An 18,067-nucleotide genomic window follows, 5' to 3' on the forward strand; every position below is an offset into this window, starting at 1 on the left:
AAGCGACCCGAAAGGAAGCCATGTCCACCGCCCTGAAACCCGATTCCGCGATGATCGGCGGCGTCGCCAAGGTTCCCCTGGCCCGCCTGCCCGATCCTGCGGCGCTGTTCTCGACCCGCGCCGAGCGGTTCGATTTCCTGGCCGGCCACAGCCCGAACCTTGCGCCTTACCTGCGTTTCCTGGCCGGGCTTTGCCGGGCGCAGGCTGATCTGGCGCGCGAATTGCCGCCGCCCGACCCGCCGCCGTCCCAGCGGATCGAACTGGCGCGGGCCAGCCGCATGCCGCCGCTGGACCGCAACGCCATGCGCGAGGGGCTGGCGCAGGCGCTGCCCTTGCTGCTTGGGCGGCTGGCGGCGCTGGACATGCCCGAGCCTGCGCGGCTGGCGCTGGCGGCCTTGCATGCGGCCGAGCCCGCGGATCGCGACTGGGTCATGGACAATGTGCTGGCCGACACCATCCCCGAGGACAGCGTGGCCCCGCATCTGTTCGCCGCCGCCGCCCTGCAGGTCCATGCCGCGATGCAGGCGGCGGCGCTGGACGCCGAGAAGCTGGTGCCGATCCGCACCGGCATCTGCCCGGCCTGCGGCGGCCGCCCGGCGACCAGCCTGGTGACCGAAAGCATCGGCGCCGAGGGCGCGCGCTATTGTTCCTGCGCCACCTGCCAGACCCTGTGGAACGAGGTGCGGGTAAAATGCCTCTGCTGCGGCTCGACCAAGGGCATCAGCTATCGCTCGGTCGAAACCGGCGAGGCCACGGTCAAGGCCGAGGTCTGCCGCGAATGCGACCATTGGGTCAAGATCCTGTATCAGAACCGCAACCCATCGCTGGAGCCCATCGCCGACGACGTGGCCAGCCTTGGCCTCGACCTGATGATGCGGGACACCGAATGGAAGCGGGGCGGCTTCAACCCCTTCCTGGCCGGTTATTGACGGCGGTGCGGCGCGGGCGATGATCGTCGGCACGGCAGGGCATATCGACCATGGTAAAAGCGCGCTGGTCCGGGCGCTGACCGGCATCGAGACCGACCGGCTGGCCGAGGAAAAGGCCCGCGGCATCACCATCGAGCTGGGTTTCGCCTATGCCGACCTGGGCGGCGGCGCCGTCACCGGCTTCGTCGACGTGCCGGGGCACGAGAAATTCGTCCACACCATGCTGGCCGGGGCCGGCGGCATCGACCTGGCCCTGCTGGTCGTCGCCGCCGATGACGGCATCATGCCGCAGACGCGCGAACATCTGGCGATCCTCGACCTGCTGGGCATCAGCCGCGGCATGGTCGCGCTGACCAAGTCCGATCTTGCGCCCCCTGCCCGCATCGTCGCCCTGAGTGCCCAGATCGCGGAACTGCTGGCCCCGACCGGGCTGGCCGGGGCGCCGGTCTTTCCGGTCTCGTCCCTGACCGGGGCGGGCATCGACGCCCTGCGCGCCGCGCTGGTGCGGGCCGAGGCGCAGACCGCCGCCCGCGCTGCCGCGGCACGCTTTCGCATGGCCATCGACCGCAGCTTTACCCTGGCCGGGACGGGCACCGTCGTCACCGGCACGGTGCTGTCGGGCCGGGTCGCGCCGGGCGACCAGATCGCCATCAGCCCCACGGGACTGCCGGCCCGCGTGCGCGCCGTCCATGCCCAGAACCGCAAGGCCGAGGCCGGGCTCGCTGGCCAGCGCTGCGCCCTGAACCTGGCCGGCGAGGGCGTGACGCGCGATGCGATCCATCGCGGCGACGTGGCGATGGACCCGGCGCTGCACGCGCCGACCCAGCGCATCGACGTCAGCCTGCGCGTGCTGGGGACCGAGCCCAAGCCGCTGGCCACCTGGTTTCCCGCCCGCCTGCATCTGGGCGCGGCGGAAACCGGCGCCCGCATCGTGCCGCTGCAAGGGCCGCTGGCACCGGGCGAGGAGGGGCTGGCGCAGCTCGTCCTCGACCGTCCCCTGGCCGCGACCCTGGGCGAGCGCTTCATCCTGCGCGACGTCTCGGCCCGGCGCACCATCGGCGGCGGGCGGCTGATCGACCTGCGCGCCCCCGCCCGCCACCGCGCCCGGCCCGAGCGCCTGGCGGTGCTGCGCGCCATGGCCCTGCCCGACCCGGCCGATGCGCTGGCCGCGCTGGCAGGCGCGGCGCTGATCGACCTGGACGCCTTTGCCCGCGACCGCGCGCTGGCCCCAGCCCAGCTTGACCGCGCCATCGCCGCCTCGGGCATCGCCATCGTCCCCGGCACGCGGCAGGCGCTTGGCCCCGACCGGCTGGCGGCGCTGCGCCGGCAGATGCAGGCGGAACTGGCCGCCTTTCACGCCGAGAATGCCGATCTCCAGGGGCTCGGGCGGGAAAAGCTGCGGCTCATGCTGGACCCGCGCCTGCCCAAGCCCGATTTCGCCGCCTTCCTGCGCGCCGAGGCGGCGGCGGGCCGCATCGCGCTGGACGGCGCCTTCATCCGCCTGCCCGGCCACCTGCCCCGCCTTGCGCCCGAGGACGAGGCGCTGCTGGAGCGCATCCTGCCGCAGCTTGCCGGCGAGGACCGCTTTCGCCCGCCCCGCGTGCGCGACTTTGCCCATGCGTTCGGCGCCGAGGAACCCGAGGTCCGCCGCATCCTGCGCATGGCCGCGCGCCAGGGCCGCATCGACCAGATCGCGCATGACCATTTCTTTGCCCGCGCCACCACGGTCGAGATGGTCGGCATCATCCGCGACCTCGCCGCCGCCAGCGCCGACGGCTGGTTCACCGCCCCGGCCTTTCGCGACCGGGTGCGGAACGGGCGCAAGGTGGCGATCCAGATCCTTGACTTCTTCGACCGTCTCGGTCTGACCTTGCGTCGGGGCGATCTTCGTCGCATCAACCCGCACCGGGTCGACCTGTTCACGCCGGACGGGTCGGACGAGCGGGAATAAGGGAAGAGAAGCGTCCCCGGTGGGGCGGCCGGACTTCAAATCCGGTTGGGGCAGTGAGCCTGTCTCGGGTGGGTTCGACTCCCACTCTCTTCCGCCAGATGCGACGAAAGGATAGCAATGGACAGCACGGTGCTTGGCAGCAGCAAGGTTCGGGTCAGCGCGGTCTGCCTGGGCACGATGACCTTCGGCAACCAGACGGGCGCGGCCCAGGCCCATGCCCAGATGGACCGCGCGCTGGCCGCCGGCATCACCTTCCTCGACACGGCCGAGCTTTACCCGGTGAACCCGGTGCGGCGCGAGACCGTGGGCCGGACCGAGGAAATCGTCGGCGACTGGCTGTCCGCGCGCGGCGGCCGCGACCGGGTGCAGATCGCCACCAAGGCCGCCGGCCCCGGCGACAAGGTGCGGGCCGAGGGCTTCGACGGCGCCATCCTGCGCCGCACCATCGACGCCTCGCTCCGGCGGCTCAGGACCGATTACATCGATCTTTACCAGCTGCACTGGCCGGTGCGCGGCAGCTATGCCTTTCGCCAGAACTGGCGCTACGACCCCTCGAAACAGGACCGCGCCGCGACGCTGGCGCATATGCAGGACGTGCTGGGCGCCCTGGACGAGGCGGTGCGCGCCGGCAAGGTCCGTGCCATCGGCCTGTCGAACGAATCGGCCTGGGGCACGGCGCGCTGGATCGACACGGCCGAACGCATGGGCGCGCCGCGCATGGCCAGCATCCAGAACGAATATTCGCTGCTCTATCGCGCCTTCGACACCGACCTGGCTGAACTGGCGGTGAACGAAGGGGTGACGCTGCTGGCCTATTCTCCGCTGGCGGCGGGGCTGCTGACCGGGAAATACCAAGGCGGGGCCGAGCCCGCCGGCAGCCGCGCGGCCACCGATCGCGCCAATGGGGGACCGGGCGACCTGGGCGGGCGGCGCACCGCCCGCGCCGATGCCGCCGTCGCCGCCTGGCACGGGCTGGCGGCCGAACTGGGGCTGGACCCGGTCCACATGGCCATCGCCTTCACCCGCCAGCGCCCGTTCCACGCCATCCCGATCATCGGCGCGACCGATCTTTTGCAGCTCGACCATCTTCTGGCCGGGCTGGACCTGCGGCTGCCGGCAGAGGCGCTCAAGCGCATCGACAAGCTGCACCGCAGCCACCCGCTGCCCTACTGAAGCGCCCCCGCGACGCCACGGCAGGGTTGGCAGCATGGCGCGGCGCGGGCAATCTGCCCGCGTCACCTGCCCCACGAGGATTTCATGCTGCCCCCGATCCTGTCGCACCTGCGCATCCCCGTCGTCGCCTCGCCCATGTTCATCGTCTCGGGGCCCGAACTGGTGATCGCGCAATGCAAGGCCGGGATCGTCGGCAGCTTTCCGGCGCTCAACGCCCGCGAAAAGGACGGCGAGCCGGTGCTGCTTGACGCCTGGCTGACCCGCATCGCCGAGGAACTGGACCGCCACAACCAGGCCAATCCCGACAAGCCGGCCGCCCCCTTCGCGGTGAACCAGATCGTGCACCGCTCGAACGCACGGCTGGAACGCGACATCGAGATCTGCCACCGCCACCGGGTGCCGATCTGGATCACCAGCCTCGGCGCCCGCCCCGAGGTGAACGCGGCCGCCCATGACTGCGGCGGCATCGCTCTGCACGACGTCATCAACAACCGCTTTGCCAAGAAGGCGATCGAAAAGGGCGCCGATGGCCTCATCGCGGTCGCGGCGGGCGCCGGCGGCCATGCCGGGCCGCAATCGCCCTTTGCCCTGGTGCAGGAGATCCGCGAATGGTTCGACGGCCCGCTGCTTCTGTCGGGCGCCATCGCCACCGGCCGCGCGGTGCTGGCGGCGCAGGCCATGGGCGCGGACCTGGCCTATGTCGGCAGCCCCTTCATCGCCACCGAGGAAGCCAACGCCCAGCCCGAATACAAGCGCATGATCGTGGATTGCGGGGCCGAGGACGTCGTCACCTCCTCGCTCTTCACCGGGGTGTCGGGGAATTACCTCGCGCCCTCGATCCGCGCCGCCGGGCTCGATCCGGCCAGCCTGGAGCGCGGCGACGTGTCGGACATGAACTTCGCCGAAGCCTCGTCGCGGCCCAAGGCCTGGAGCCAGGTCTGGGGCTCGGGCCAGGGCATCGGCGCGGTGCGCGAAATCCTGCCCGCCGCCCGGCTGATCGACCGCCTGGCCCGCGAACATGCCGAAGCCCGCGCCGCCCTCTGCGCCTGACCCCCGGCTTCTTCGTTCCCCAAATACTCCTGCAACGGCACGGCGGGGCGCCAAGGCCCGCGCCTTTCACCGTCTGCCAAACACTCCTCCCCACCGCGCCCCCAGGCGCGGCGGCGGTGCGTCAGGACACCGCCAGCCCCTCGGTCGAGGCGAAGAACATCGCCTGGCTGACGGCCGAGCGCACCTGTTCCTCGGAATAGGGCTTGGAAATCAGGAAGGCCGGCTCGGGCCGGTCGCCGGTCAGCAGCCGCTCGGGGAAGGCGGTGATGAAGATCACCGGGATGTCGCCCATGCTGGCAAGCAGCTCGTTCACCGCCTCGATCCCGGACGAGCCGTCGGCCAGCTGGATATCGGCCAGGATCAGGTCCGGGCGGCTTTGATGCGCCAGGTCGACGGCGGCGGCATGGGTGCGGGCGATGCCGGTGACATCGTGGCCCATGGCCTGCACGATGCCCTTCAGGTCCATGGCGATGATGGTCTCGTCCTCGATCACCATGATTTTGCCGGTCAGCGACTGGCCCATCTCGTTCAGGGCGATCTGCACCAGCTCCTCGGCCTCGGGCTGCGGGCATTGCATGATCTGCGCGATCTGGTCGTAGCGCAGTTCCTCGATGGTGCGCAAAAGCAGCGCCTCGCGCGAATTGGGGGTCAGGCCGCGCAGATGCGCCTGGGCGCGGGCCTCGCGCGGGGTCTGCGCCTCCAGCTCGACCGGCTGGCCCGAGCTTTGCCAGATGGCGTGGAAGGTGCGGAACAGCCCGATGCGGGTGTCCTCGCCATCCATCAGGCTGCGATCGGTCAGGATCGCCTCCAGCGTGGCGGCGGCGTAATTGTCGCCGGCGGTCTGGCTGCCGGTCAGCGCGCGCGCATAGCGACGCAGATAGGGCAGTTCCCGGCTGATGGACTGGGCAAGATCCGCTGCGGTCATGTCTACCTCGAAAAAAGCGTCGTGTGTCGGAACCTGATCGGATAGGTAACGGTTAGGCAAGGTGCGCACAAGATTACCGGGAATAACTAAAAAATGAATACCAGGCGTGAGGAACGCAGGCGAGCAGCCATAGAAAAGCAGATCGACGAGAATCTGCGCCGCGTCTATGAGCAGGACGCGACGCAGCAGATACCCGACAGGTTCCTGCAACTGCTCGACAAATTGCGCGAGCAGGAGTGAACCGGATGACCGATCGAAAACCGGCGCGGACGACCCGTTCCCAGGACCATGGCGATCCTCGGGACGAACTGGTCGATCACCTGCCGGCGCTGCGCGCATTCGCGCTGTCGCTGACCCGCGAGGGGGCCTCGGCCGACGACCTGGTGCAGGACACCATCGTCAAGGCCTGGACGCATATCGACAAGTTCCAGCCCGGCACCAACCTGCGCGCCTGGCTGTTCACCATCCTGCGCAACACCTTCTATTCCGCCCGCCGCAAGACCAAGCGCGAGGTCAGCGATTCCGACGGCATCCATGCCGCGCGCCAGGCCACCCGCCCCGAGCACGACGGCCGCCTTGCGCTGAACGATTTCCGCGCCGCCTTCGAGCAATTGCCCGACGAACAGCGCGAGGCGCTGATCCTGGTGGGCGCCTCGGGCTTTTCCTACGAGGAAGCGGCGGCGATGACCGGCGTGGCCGTCGGCACCGTCAAGTCGCGCGCCAATCGCGGCCGGCGCAAGCTGGCCGAGCTTCTGCATCTGGAAGAGGGCGAGGAGCTGGAGATGACCGACCGGGCCACGCTGGCGGTGATGGCGCAGAACACGCCGATCCTGCGCTGAGATGGCGTCGTGCTGCGGCGGCTGTTGGACAAGCTGGAATTCACCAAGGGCCTCGGCTTTCGGCTGGGCGGGCTCTTGTCGGTGGCGATCCTGCCCATCGGGCTGATCTCGGTCATCCAGACGCTGCACCTGTCGCGCGAATACCAGCGATCCTCGGAAATCGCGCTTCTGGGCCGCACTGCCACCGCCGCCGCCGGGGAAAGGGCGCTGTTGCAAAGCGCGCTCGGCACCGCCGACGCGCTGGGCCCGGCGGTGCTGGAGACGATGGACCGGCCGCAGGCCTGTTCCGACATCATGCGCGGCCTGGTCCAGCGCACGGTGAACTTCGTCTATGCCGGCTTCACCCGGCTCGACGGGGTGACGGAATGTTCCTCGGTGCGCGGCGTGCACGACCTTTCCGGCGAATCCGCCTTTCGCCAGTTCAGCGAAAGCCCCGGCACGCTGGTCACGACCAGCGCCGACGGGCCGGTCACGGGCAAGGCGGTGGTGGTGGTGATCCAGCCGCTTTACCGCGGGGTCGAGCTGCTGGGCTTCATCGCCGTCTCGATGTCGCACGACCTGCTGCGCTCGACCCATGTCTCGGGGCTGGGGACCGAGGGGGCGCGCATCCTGACCTTCAACAACCAGGGCGAGGTGATCTCGTCGGACCGCGAGGGCGCGGGCGACATCACCGAGGTGCTGCCGCGCGGCAAGTCGCTGCCCTCGCTTCTGTCGCGCAGCGAGACGACCTTCCGCGACATTTCCAACTCGGGCGAGCGGCGGGTGTTCAGCGTCGTGCCGGTGGTGCCCGGCCTCGTCTATGCGCTGGGGTCGTGGAACCGCGCCGAATCCGGCATCACCGGCATCGACATCACCCGGCGCACGGCGCTGATCCTGCCGCTGATCCTGTGGGCCGCCTCGCTGGCCGTGGCCTATTTCGCGGTCTATCGCCTGGTGCTGCGCCATATCCGCGAGCTGCGCAGCCAGATGCGCCGCTTTGCCATCGGCGACCGCTCGGCCCCGCCGCCGGTGCTGGCCGACGCGCCCGCCGAGATCGAGGACATGAGCCAGACCTTCCACAACATGGCGCGCATCCTGATCCGCGACGAAGAGGCGATGGAGGCCGCGGTCAACGAAAAGACCGTGCTGCTGAAAGAGGTGCATCACCGGGTCAAGAACAACCTGCAATTGATCGCCTCGATCATCAACATGCAGATCCGGGTGATCGAGCATGACGATGCCCGGCGCGTGCTGCGTTCGGTGCAGGACCGGGTGGCGTCGCTGGCGACGATCTATCGCAACCTCTACCAGGCCGAGCATCTGGATTCGGTCCAGGCCGACCGGCTGATCCGCGACATCATCAACCAGATGACCAATGCCTCGGTCGGCCCCGGCGCCGGGCTGCGCATAGACACCCGGCTGGAGCCCCTGGTGCTGATGCCCGACCAGGCGGTGCCGCTGAGCCTGCTGGCGACCGAGGCTTTCACCAATGCGCTGAAATATTCCGGCGTTTCCGACCCCGATGCCGAGCCCTGGGTGCGCGTCTCGCTGCGCGCGGACGGGCCGGGCCATGCGGTGCTGGAGGTCGAGAACTCGATCGGCGCCAGCAGCCTGGCCGAGGGCACCGGCCTTGGCAGCCAGCTGATCGAGGCCTTCGCCACCCAGCTGGAAGGCGAGGCCGAGCAGGAGATGGGCGAGGGCCGCTTCCTTCTGCGCCTGCGCTTCCAGGTCGAGAACCTGCACAAGCGCGAAGGGGCCGAGATGCCGCAGGTGGTGCTGACCTCGGCCGCGCGGCCGGGCTCGCGGCATTAGCAGGCTGCTGAAAAAGTCCTTGCGACAGGACAGCGCGGGCGGGGAACCGGGAAATCCGCTTCAAATTTGCCGAAAACACCCCATTTTCGGGCTGATATCAGCTGGATCCAGAACGATTTCCGCTGCGTCCCTCTCAAAATCCCTTTTCAGCAGCCTGTTAGAAGAGGCGGTTCGCTTCCCGGTGGCCTTGGTCCGACCGGCGAAAGCTGGACGGGCGGCTTTCCCCGGCGCAAGGTGATGCGCCGGAATCGCGCGGCCTGCCGACGCTCGGCGTTGCTGCGCGGCCTGCCGGCTGCTAGCGTCATGGCTGCGGCGCAGTCGGCCGATTGCGGCGCCTTGCCATCCGCGAAGGAAACGCCATGCCCGATCCTGTGAACCTGCTGGCCTTTGCCGCCATCTCGCTGGGCATGGTGCTGACGCCCGGTCCCAACATGATCTATCTCGTCTCGCGCTCGATCTGCCAGGGGCCGCTGGCGGGGCTGATCTCGCTGGGGGGCGTCGCGCTGGGCTTCGTCTTCTACATGCTTTGCGCGGCTTTCGGGATCACGGCCCTGGTCATGGCCGTGCCCTATGCCTATGACGCCCTGCGGCTCGCCGGGGCCGCCTATCTGCTTTACCTGGCCTGGCAGGCGGTCAGGCCGGGCGGGCGCTCGGCCTTTCAGGTCCGCGACCTGCCCAGGGACAGCGCCCGCAGGCTTTTCGCCATGGGGTTCGTGACCAACCTGCTGAACCCAAAGATCGCGGTCATGTATCTGTCCTTGCTGCCGCAATTCGTGACGCCCGGCCAGGGCAGCGTGCTGGCGCAGTCGCTGGCCCTGGGGGCCACGCAGATCGCCGTCAGCGTCAGCGTGAACGCGCTCATCGCGCTTGCGGCGGGCAGCATCGCGGTCTTCCTGGCCGGCCGGCCGTTCTGGCTGGTCGTGCAGCGCTGGCTGATGGGGACGGTCCTGGCCGGGCTTGCGCTGCGGATGATGGCCGAGACCCGGCGCTGACTCCTCTAGTCCTCGCAGCGGCCAGGGCCGTCCCGATCCCGCTCGTATCGCCGGGCAAGCGGAAACGGCGGCAGCCAGGCTTCGCGGCGGATGGTCCACAGCTCATAGGTCGGGACCAGCTGGTCCGGGGCATCCAGCGATCCCAGGTTCACCTCGACCTCATCCCGGCTGCGGGCAAAGACGGACGAGCCGCAGCGGGGGCAGAAGAACCGCCCGGCGTAGTCGCGGGTCTCGCCCTCGATCGTCACCGCGTCCTGCGGAAACACCGCCGAGGCGTGGAAAAGCGCCCCGTGATGCTTGCGGCAGTCCAGGCAATGGCACAGGCCGACCCGCCAGGGGCGCCCGGATGCGGTGATTCTGACCTGGCCGCACAGGCAGCCGCCGGTGAAACGGTCCATGCCGCGCCTCCTTCAGGATCGGGCGGGCGGGCGGTTCACGATGCCTTGCCCGCGTCCTTTCGCGTCGCCTGCCGCAGCTTCTTGGCGGCGATGAAGCGGCGGCGGCGGGACAGTTCCACGTTGATCAGCGCCCCCAGCATGACGGTGAAGCCGCCCAGGTAGAACCACATCAGCAGCGCGATCACCGCGCCGATCGAGCCATAGATGCGGTTGTAGCTGTTGAAGCTGGCCAGGTAGGCCGAAAAGCCATAGGAGGCCGCCGCCCAGGCCAGCGCCGCAAAGACCGAGCCCCAGGTGAAGATCGCCGTGCGCGGCGTCTTCACGTTCGGCCCATAGCGATAGAGGATGCCGATCACCACCAGCACGATGAAGAAGATCGCCATCCAGGGCAGGGCGCCGATCAGCCAGTTGCGCAGGGGCACGTCGGGCAGGAAGTTGAAGGCGATGGGCACCACGACGATGGTAAGCAGCCCCAGCGCGATCACCAGCACGATGACCAGCGTCAGCACATAGGCCAGCAGGAAGCCCATGACCGTGGAATGCGAGCGCACGCCATAGGCCGCGTTCAGCCCGCGGATCAGCCCGTCCACCCCCGCCCGCGCCGAGACGGTGGCGATGATGAAGGAGATCGCCGTGGTCCAGCCCAGCTGCGTGCGCCCCGCCGCTACCAGCGCGCTGATCTGGCCATAGATGATGTCCGCGGCGCTTTGCGGGATGAAGCCGTCCGTCGTATGGACGTATTGCTCGATCACCTCGGGGTCGTTCCACAGCCCCCACAGCGCAAACAGCGCCGCCATTCCGGGAAAGACAGCGAACATGGCATAGAAGGCCACGCCGGCGGCAATCAGGCTCATGTGGATCTTGTCCATCCGCTCGAAGATCGCCAGGACGAACTGCCACCAATCCCTGATCAAGGTTCCCGTCCTTTTCCGTTTCGGTCGCCGGCCCTGCGGGGAAACCCGCTTCCCCGCGGGAAAGGTTCCGGCCCCTCTAGTGGTTCACGTCCCGATAGCGCAGCCAGACCGCCTTTTCGCCCAGTTTCGCGACGAAGGCGGCATGGGCCTGGGCCTCGGCCTCGGTGATGCGGGGGGCAAGCGGGCGCGGCCTTTGCCCCCTGGGGGCGGCGGCGCCCTGCGCCCCCGTGCCCGGACCCGAGGCGCCGTGCAGCGGCCCCGTCTCCAGCACCAGCCCCGGCTGGCGGCCGCCGCGCAGCGCCAGGTAGACTTCGGCCAAAAGCTCGCTGTCCAGCAGCGCGCCGTGCAGCGTGCGGTTCGAATTGTCGATGCGGAAGCGCCGGCACAGCGCATCGAGCGAGTTCTGCGCGCCGGGGAACTGGCTGCGCGCCAGTTCCAGCGTATCGACCGCGCGGCTGAAGGGCATGACCGGAAAGCCGCAAAGCCGCAGCTCGGCGTTCAGGAATTTCATGTCGAAGCTGGCGTTGTGGATCACCAGCCGGGTGTCCTGGCCGATGAAGGCGGCGAAATCCGCCGCGATCTCGGCGAACTTCGGCTTGTCGCGCAGGAAGTCGTCGCCGAGGCCATGCACCTCGAACGCCTCCTGCGGCATCGGGCGCTCGGGGTTGATATAGACGTGGAAGGTGCGCCCGGTGGGCAGGTGGTTCATCAGCTCGATCGCGCCGATCTCGACGATGCGGTCGCCGGTATCGGGGTCGAAGCCCGTGGTTTCGGTGTCGAGGACGATCTCACGCATGGGGCCGTTCTGCCATGATCCGGGCGCAGATGTCCATGATCGCCGCCCGCGCGCCGTCCAGCGTGTCCGAGGGGATCAGGAAATCCGCCCGCTTGCGCTTTTCCGCATCCGGCATCTGCCGCGACAGGATCATCTGGAAATCCGCCTCGGTCATGCCGGGCCGGGCCAGCACCCGCGCCCGCTGCACCTCGGGCGGGGCCGAGACCACCGCCACCCCGTCCATCTGGCGCTCGGACCCGCCCTCGAACAGCAGGGGGATGTCCAGCACCACGATGGGCGCGTCCTTGTGCGCGGCGATGAAGCCGGCGCGGTCCTCGGCCACCAGCGGATGCACGATGGCCTCCAGCCGGGCAAAGCCCGAGGGGTCGGCGGCCAGTGCCTCGCGCAGCGCGGCGCGGTCGATGCCGCCGTCCCGCAGCACGCCAGGAAAGGCGGCGGCCACCGGCGCGACGGCCGCGCCGCCGGGCGCGTAAAGCCGATGCACCGCCGCATCCGCGTCCCAGACCGGATGGCCCAGGTCGCGAAACATCTGCGCGGCGGTGGATTTCCCCATGCCGATGCCGCCGGTCAGGCCCAGACGGTAGCTCATGCCAGCACGATCCGGCGCAATTCGTCGTCGACCTCGGGGCGCTGGCCGAACCAGCGCTCGAAGCCGGGCGTGGCCTGGTGCAGCAGCATGCCCAGCCCGTCCACGATCTCGCAGCCGCGCGCCTGCGCCTCGGCCAGGAACGGCGTCGTCAGCGGCGTATAGACCAGGTCGGTGACCAGCGTGCCCGGCGACAGCGCGTCCAAGGGCACCCGCAGCGGCGGCTTGCCCTCCATGCCCATCGAGGTGGCGTTGACCACGGTCATCGCGCCTTCCAGCATGTTGCCGGCCTGCGCCCAGTCATAGACCACGACCTTGGCGCCGAACTCGGACCGGATCTGTTCGGCCCGGATGCGGGTGCGGTTGGCGATGCGCAGCTCGGGCACCCCGCTTTCCAGCAGCGAGGCGACCACGGCCCGCGCCGCGCCGCCCGCGCCGATCACCGCCGCCGGGCCCAGTCCGGGGATCCAGTCCGGTGCGTGCTGGCGGATATTGGCGATGAAGCCGTAGCCGTCGGTATTGTCGGCATGGATCTTGCCGTCGGCGCGGAAGATCAGCGTGTTCGCCGCCCCGATCAGCGCGGCGCGGTCGGTGACGACATCGGCCAGCGCCAGCACGCTTTCCTTGTGCGGGATGGTGACGTTGGCGCCGACGAAGCCCATGTGCGGCATGGCGCGCAGCACCTCGGCCAGATGCTCGGGCATCACCGGCAGCGGCACGTAATGGCCGGGGATGCCATAGCGCTGCAGCCAATGCCCGTGCAGCCGGGGCGAGCGGGAATGCGCGATGGGCCAGCCGATGACCCCGGCAAGGGGCGCATGCTTGGGGGCGGGCAAACTGTCAACCATGGCAGACCTGCGGTGCTTTCTCGGGGGCGTCGCCCCGGCATCGGGATGGATCGAATGTCATGTCACAACTGCTATCGGGCTGCCCTGGGGTCAAGCCGTATCGCCCTTCGCGGCCTGGGCCATGGCAAGAATGCAACCCCGGCCGGGCGTCGCGTTCAGACCACGCTCATCTCGGGCAGGCCGCCCTCGGCCACCAGATCCTCCAGCGTCAGCGATTCGATCAGCAGCAGATAGGACCAGAACACCTGGCCGAACATGCGGCGCAGCCGGCAGGTCGCCTCGTCCGTGCAATCCTCGCAGCGCTGATAGGACCGGCGCGACAGGCAGGGCAGCGGCGCGATGGGCCCGTCCACCTGGCGCAGCAATTCGCCGATGGAAATCTCGTTCGGGCGCTTGATCAGCACATAGCCGCCAGCCCGGCCGCGGCGCGAGCCGACATAGCCGGCATTGCGCAGCTCCAGCATGATATGTTCCAGAAAACGCTTGGGCGCGCCGGAACGCTGCGCGATCTCTTCGATCGTCAGGGCATTGCCGCCGGCGGCGACCTCATCTGCCAGGGCCATCAGCGCCTTGATGGCATATTTCGTTTTCTGCGAGATCATAGGGGAATCCTTAGTGTTCGCCGTCCCGTCATGCAATGATTTCGGCAAGAAATTGCAGGGCGCCCCGCCTTCTGTTCAGGAACCATCGCCAAAGCGTCATCGTTTTGTCACATTGACCGCGCATTTCTGCGGGGCAACATCAAGGAGTAGCTCATGCGCATCGCAGTTCTTGGCGGCGACGGGTTCGTCGGCTGGCCGACCGCCCTGCACCTGTCCAATCTGGGCCATGACATTCACATCCTGGACAACCTGTCGCGGCGCTGGATCGACACCGAGCTGGGCGTGCAGTCCCTGACACCGATGGATTCGATCCAGGAACGCTGCCGGATCTGGCACCAGGAGACGGGGCGGCGGATCCATTTCCACCTGCTGAACCTGGCCACGGAATACGAGCGGCTGAAAGCCTGGCTGGCCGAGCATCGCCCCGACGCGGTGATCCATTTCGCCGAACAGCGCGCCGCGCCCTATTCGATGAAGACCGACCGCCACAAGGTCTATACGGTCAACAACAACATCAACGCCACGCACAACCTGCTGGCGGCGCTGGTGGAAACCGGCATCGACGCGCATCTGGTGCATCTGGGCACCATGGGGGTCTATGGCTATTCCACCATCGGCGCCCCGATCCCGGAAGGCTATCTGGACGTCTCCATCGAGACGCCCGCCGGCCCGCGCGCGCAGCAGATCCTGTATCCGACCCGGCCCGGCTCGGTCTATCACATGACCAAGAGCCTCGATCAGATCCTGTTCCAGTTCTATGCCCAGAACGACGGGCTGCGCATCACCGACCTGCACCAGGGCATCGTCTGGGGCACCCATACCGACCAGACCCGCCGGCACGAGCAGCTGATCAACCGCTTCGACTATGACGGCGACTATGGCACGGTGCTGAACCGCTTCCTGATCCAGGCCGCCATCGGCCATCCGCTGACCGTGCATGGCACCGGCGGCCAGACCCGCGCCTTCATCCACATCCAGGATTCGGTGCGCTGCATCGAGCTGGCGCTGCGGGACGCCCCGCCCGCCGGCGAGCGGGTGCGCATCTTCAACCAGATGACCGAGACGCATCGCGTCCGCGACCTGGCCGAGCTGGTCGCCCGCATGACCGGGGCCGAGGTCGCCTATCTACCCAACCCCCGCAAGGAGGCCGACGAGAACGAGCTGGTGGTCAAGAACGACCAGTTCCTGGCGCTGGGCCTCAAGCCCATCACCCTGGCCGAGGGGCTGCTTTCCGAGGTGGTCGACGTGGCGCGCAGATATGCCCATCGCATCGACCGCTCGCGCGTGCCCGCCGTCTCGGCCTGGACCCGCGACATCGCCCAGCGGGTCGAGCATGATCCCGAAGGCAAGAGGCTGCGTTCGGTATCGTGATCCCCGAAGGCATTCACCCCCAGGGCAAGGCGCGGTCCGGCCGCGCCTTTGTCACGCTGGCGACCAATCCCGACTATGCGACCGGGGCGGCGGCGCTGTTCCGGTCGCTGCGCCGGACCGGGACCAGCGCCGACCTGGTCCTGCTTTACACCGACCTGCCCCCCGACGCGGTCGAGGCGCTGCGGGCGCTGGACGTACGCTCGGTGCGGGTGGACCTGCTGCCCACCTCCGAGGGGTTCAACGCCCTGCACGCCCGCGACCGGCTGCACGGCGCCGCGCCCTTCACCAAGGGCGAAAAGCCGCCCTTCCATACGCCCTTGGACAATTTCGCCAAGCTGCGGCTGTGGCAGCTGGATTACGACCGCGTGGTGTTCATCGACGCCGATGCCATCGTGCTGCAGAATATCGACCGGCTGTTCGACTACCCGGAATTTTCCGCCGCGCCGAATGTCTATGAAAGCCTGGCCGATTTCCACCGCCTGAACTCGGGCGTCTTCACCGCCCGGCCCTCGGCACAGACCTTCCGCGCCATGCTGGCCCGGCTGGACCAGCCCGGCCGGTTCTGGCGCCGCACCGACCAGACCTTTCTGGAAAGCTATTTCCCGGACTGGCACGGGCTGCCGGTCTTTGACAACATGCTGCAATATGTCTGGCTGAACCTGCCGCAGCTGTGGCGCTGGCAGGACATCCGCGTGCTGCATTACCAATATGAAAAGCCCTGGCAGGACCACGCCAAGGCCGAGGCCCTGCGCCCGCTGGTCGATCTGTGGCGCGCCCATGCCGGCGACGGGCCGGTGCCCGATCCGCGCGACCTGCCGCCCCCGCCCGGCTGCGCATCCGGTGTGGCATGAGGATCGCGCTGACCGGCGCCTCGGGCCTTGTCGGGCGCTGGATCCACCGCGCCGCGGAGCAGGCGGGACATGAGGTTGCCACCCTGCCCGGCTGGCGCCTGGGCGACCCGGCCGAGCTGGGCGGTTGCGACGCGCTGGTCCATGCCGCCTTCCAGCACGCCCCCGGCCGCTATCGCGGCGGCGAGGGCGAAGATCCGCAGGGCTTCGTCCGCGCCAACCTGGACGGCTCGCTGATGCTGTTCCGGGCGGCGCGGGACCAGGGCGTCGGGCGGGTGGTCTTCCTGTCCTCGCGCGCCGTGCATGACGGCCACCCCCAGGGCATGGCGCTGCCCGACGCGCTTTCACCGGCCCCGACCAGCCTTTACGGCCAGGTCAAGGCCGAGGCCGAGGCCGCGCTGGCCGCCATGGCCGGCGCGGATTTCGCGACCGCCAGCCTGCGCCCGACCGGGGTCTATGGTCCGGGCGCGCCGCAGAAATGGGCCAGGCTGATCGGGGATTTCCTGCGCGGCACCACCCCGCCCCCCCGCGTCGCGACTGAGCTGCATGGCGCCGACCTGGCCCGCGCCGTGCTGCTGGTGCTGGAGGATCCCGCCATGGCTGGCAGCTACAATGCCAGCGACCTGGTGCTGGACCGCCGCGACCTGCTGGCCGAGGTCGCCCGCCTGACCGGCTGCGCCACGCCCCTGCCCGCGCGCGCCGATGCCGCCGCGCTGCGCCGTCCGCTTTGCGCGCGGTTGCAGGCGCTGGGCTGGCAGCCGGGCGGCATGGCGCTGCTGCACCGGGATCTGCCGGCGATCCTGGACGACCTGCAACCATAGCAGAATTTCCCAGACCCGATTCCCGCCGGTTGCGGCAAGATGCGCCTTTGCGCCAATCCGCGGCCTGTTCTGGTTGGTCTGCCCCATGCGATCCTTTCCATCCCGTTCTGCCTGTCCTTTGCGGTGATGGCCGGTTGCTTCCTTGCCCGCTCGGTCCTGGTCATGCCTGGCGACATGCCCCTGCGAGCCGTCGGCTTCGTCCCGCTGTTCTTGGGCGGTTCTGGCGCAGGTGATCGGCTGTGGCATTTTCTGACCTGCTGGCGGCTGCGGCCCGGCGATACCCCGCCGGGGTGCCGCTGGTGCGGCCCCGCAGCTATAGGCGCGTGCCCGGCTGAGAAGGCAGCCCCGTGACAGGACCGCCGCGCCGGGCTAGTCTGGCGCCATGCCCGATTACGACGACCTTGCCGCCCGCATCCGCGCCCTGACCCATGGCGAGACCGACGAGGTCGCGCTGATGGCGACGCTGGCCTGCGAAATCCACCACTCGGACGCGCGCTTCGACTGGACCGGCTTCTATCGCGTCACCGCGCCCAAGATGCTGAAGATCGGCCCCTACCAGGGCGGCCACGGCTGCCTGGTGATCCCGTTCTCGCGCGGGGTCTGCGGTGCCGCGGCGCGGACGCGGCAGGTCCAGCTGGTGCCCGATGTCGAGGCGTTTCCCGGCCATATCGCCTGCGCCAGCTCGACCCGCTCGGAACTGGTGATCCCGGTGGTGGGCAAGGACGAGCGGCTGATCGGCGTGCTTGACATCGACAGCGACCGCCCGGACGCTTTCACGCAGGACGATGCCGACCGCTTGCAGGAGATCCTGGATGACACATTCGGACGTGACCGCGTTTACCGGCCATTGCCTTTGCGGCGCGATCCGGTTCCGCGGCACCCATGACGCCACGAACGACCTGAAGGCCTGCCATTGCAGCCAGTGCCGGCGCTGGTCGGGGCATTACTGGGCGGCGATCCTGCCCAGCTCGCTGGAGATCGAGGGCGAGCCCAGATGGTATCGCGCCTCGGACTTCGCCCGGCGCGGCTTTTGCCCGGACTGCGGCAGCTCGCTGTTCTGGCAGCGCGACGGCTCGGACATCATCGACGTGGCGGCGGGCGCCATCGACAGCCCGACCGGGCTGCGGCTGCTGGGCCATATCTTCGTCGCCGACAAGGGCGACTATTACGACATCGCCGACGGGCTGCCGCAAGACCCGCGCGAATAGTTGACGCGCCGCGCCGCCCGGCCTA

Annotated in this window: 20 protein-coding genes and 1 tRNA gene; 14 read left to right on the forward strand and 7 right to left on the reverse strand. The window is 69.0% G+C overall.

The features are described 5' to 3' along the window. Positions 1-20: 20 nt before the first annotated feature. The 5 genes from fdhE (at position 21) to E3U25_RS20190 (ending at position 5,103) form a co-directional block, all read left to right on the forward strand. Entirely contained in the window at positions 21-929 is a 909-nt protein-coding gene (gene fdhE / locus E3U25_RS20170) for a formate dehydrogenase accessory protein FdhE (RefSeq protein ID WP_116223231.1), read from the forward strand. Positions 930-948: 19 nt separating this feature from the next. Further along, the gene (selB, locus tag E3U25_RS20175; RefSeq protein WP_116223230.1) at positions 949-2,880 is read left to right on the forward strand and encodes a selenocysteine-specific translation elongation factor; all 1,932 of its coding nucleotides are present in this window, start codon (positions 949-951) and stop codon (positions 2,878-2,880) included. Position 2,881: 1 nt separating this feature from the next. After that, positions 2,882-2,977, forward strand: a tRNA-Sec gene (locus E3U25_RS20180). Positions 2,978-2,997: 20 nt separating this feature from the next. Next, positions 2,998-4,053 carry an aldo/keto reductase gene (locus E3U25_RS20185; RefSeq protein WP_116223229.1) on the forward strand — a complete coding sequence of 352 codons (1,056 nt, stop codon included), beginning with the start codon at positions 2,998-3,000 and terminating at the stop codon, positions 4,051-4,053. An 84-nt stretch (positions 4,054-4,137) separates the two neighbouring features. Continuing rightward, entirely contained in the window at positions 4,138-5,103 is a 966-nt protein-coding gene (locus tag E3U25_RS20190) for an NAD(P)H-dependent flavin oxidoreductase (RefSeq protein ID WP_116223228.1), read from the forward strand. Positions 5,104-5,224: 121 nt separating this feature from the next. On the opposite strand, the gene E3U25_RS20195 is transcribed toward E3U25_RS20190, so the two are convergent. Then, entirely contained in the window at positions 5,225-6,028 is an 804-nt protein-coding gene (locus E3U25_RS20195) for a response regulator (protein ID WP_072462154.1), read from the reverse strand. A gap of 93 nt (positions 6,029-6,121) precedes the next feature. Between E3U25_RS20195 and E3U25_RS20200 the strand changes: the two genes are divergently transcribed. From E3U25_RS20200 to E3U25_RS20215, 4 genes are all read left to right on the forward strand, one after another. Further along, entirely contained in the window at positions 6,122-6,268 is a 147-nt protein-coding gene (locus tag E3U25_RS20200; protein ID WP_019352327.1) for a NepR family anti-sigma factor, read from the forward strand. Positions 6,269-6,273: 5 nt separating this feature from the next. Then, complete coding sequence (locus E3U25_RS20205) at positions 6,274-6,867, forward strand: RNA polymerase sigma factor (RefSeq protein WP_036753724.1); 594 nt, start codon at positions 6,274-6,276, stop codon at positions 6,865-6,867. Between the two features lie 9 nt (positions 6,868-6,876). After that, entirely contained in the window at positions 6,877-8,658 is a 1,782-nt protein-coding gene (locus tag E3U25_RS20210; RefSeq protein ID WP_072462153.1) for a histidine kinase dimerization/phosphoacceptor domain -containing protein, read from the forward strand. A 359-nt stretch (positions 8,659-9,017) separates the two neighbouring features. Continuing rightward, the gene (locus E3U25_RS20215) at positions 9,018-9,650 is read left to right on the forward strand and encodes a LysE family translocator (RefSeq protein ID WP_072462152.1); all 633 of its coding nucleotides are present in this window, start codon (positions 9,018-9,020) and stop codon (positions 9,648-9,650) included. 5 nt (positions 9,651-9,655) lie between these two features. On the opposite strand, the gene E3U25_RS20220 is transcribed toward E3U25_RS20215, so the two are convergent. From E3U25_RS20220 to E3U25_RS20245, 6 genes are all read right to left on the reverse strand, one after another. After that, complete coding sequence (locus E3U25_RS20220) at positions 9,656-10,048, reverse strand: GFA family protein (RefSeq protein WP_116223227.1); 393 nt, start codon at positions 10,046-10,048, stop codon at positions 9,656-9,658. Positions 10,049-10,083: 35 nt separating this feature from the next. After that, a complete protein-coding gene (locus tag E3U25_RS20225) occupies positions 10,084-10,962 on the reverse strand; it encodes a YihY/virulence factor BrkB family protein (protein ID WP_036753735.1) in 879 nt (292 codons plus the stop codon). 76 nt (positions 10,963-11,038) lie between these two features. After that, positions 11,039-11,758, reverse strand: coding sequence for a DNA polymerase III subunit epsilon (gene dnaQ / locus E3U25_RS20230; RefSeq protein WP_036753738.1), 720 nt, complete (start codon positions 11,756-11,758; stop codon positions 11,039-11,041). Then, positions 11,751-12,347 (reverse strand): dephospho-CoA kinase, encoded by a 597-nt coding sequence (gene coaE / locus E3U25_RS20235; RefSeq protein WP_116223226.1) that lies wholly within the window; start codon positions 12,345-12,347, stop codon positions 11,751-11,753. Before coaE ends, dnaQ begins: the two co-directional genes overlap by 8 nt. Next, on the reverse strand, positions 12,344-13,192 hold the full coding sequence (locus E3U25_RS20240) for a shikimate dehydrogenase (RefSeq protein ID WP_116223225.1): 849 nt from the start codon (positions 13,190-13,192) through the stop codon (positions 12,344-12,346). The genes coaE and E3U25_RS20240 overlap by 4 nt, the downstream gene beginning before the upstream one ends. Positions 13,193-13,347: 155 nt before the next feature. Continuing rightward, the gene (locus E3U25_RS20245; RefSeq protein ID WP_024842801.1) at positions 13,348-13,794 is read right to left on the reverse strand and encodes an RrF2 family transcriptional regulator; all 447 of its coding nucleotides are present in this window, start codon (positions 13,792-13,794) and stop codon (positions 13,348-13,350) included. 153 nt (positions 13,795-13,947) lie between these two features. On the opposite strand from E3U25_RS20245, the gene E3U25_RS20250 reads away from it, so the two are divergent. The 5 genes from E3U25_RS20250 (at position 13,948) to E3U25_RS20270 (ending at position 18,042) form a co-directional block, all read left to right on the forward strand. Beyond that, on the forward strand, positions 13,948-15,165 hold the full coding sequence (locus tag E3U25_RS20250; protein WP_036753747.1) for an NAD-dependent epimerase/dehydratase family protein: 1,218 nt from the start codon (positions 13,948-13,950) through the stop codon (positions 15,163-15,165). After that, complete coding sequence (locus tag E3U25_RS20255; protein WP_116223224.1) at positions 15,162-16,016, forward strand: glycosyltransferase; 855 nt, start codon at positions 15,162-15,164, stop codon at positions 16,014-16,016. Before E3U25_RS20250 ends, E3U25_RS20255 begins: the two co-directional genes overlap by 4 nt. Further along, on the forward strand, positions 16,013-16,834 hold the full coding sequence (locus E3U25_RS20260; protein WP_116223223.1) for an NAD-dependent epimerase/dehydratase family protein: 822 nt from the start codon (positions 16,013-16,015) through the stop codon (positions 16,832-16,834). The genes E3U25_RS20255 and E3U25_RS20260 overlap by 4 nt, the downstream gene beginning before the upstream one ends. Before the next feature lie 382 nt (positions 16,835-17,216). Next, positions 17,217-17,720 (forward strand): GAF domain-containing protein, encoded by a 504-nt coding sequence (locus tag E3U25_RS20265; RefSeq protein WP_116223222.1) that lies wholly within the window; start codon positions 17,217-17,219, stop codon positions 17,718-17,720. Next, positions 17,647-18,042, forward strand: a complete 396-nt coding sequence (locus E3U25_RS20270; RefSeq protein WP_036753757.1) for a GFA family protein — start codon at positions 17,647-17,649, stop codon at positions 18,040-18,042. The genes E3U25_RS20265 and E3U25_RS20270 overlap by 74 nt, the downstream gene beginning before the upstream one ends. Positions 18,043-18,067 lie beyond the last annotated feature (25 nt).

It is taken from the genome of Paracoccus versutus (assembly GCF_029909795.1).
GTDB classification, from domain to species: domain Bacteria; phylum Pseudomonadota; class Alphaproteobacteria; order Rhodobacterales; family Rhodobacteraceae; genus Paracoccus; species Paracoccus versutus.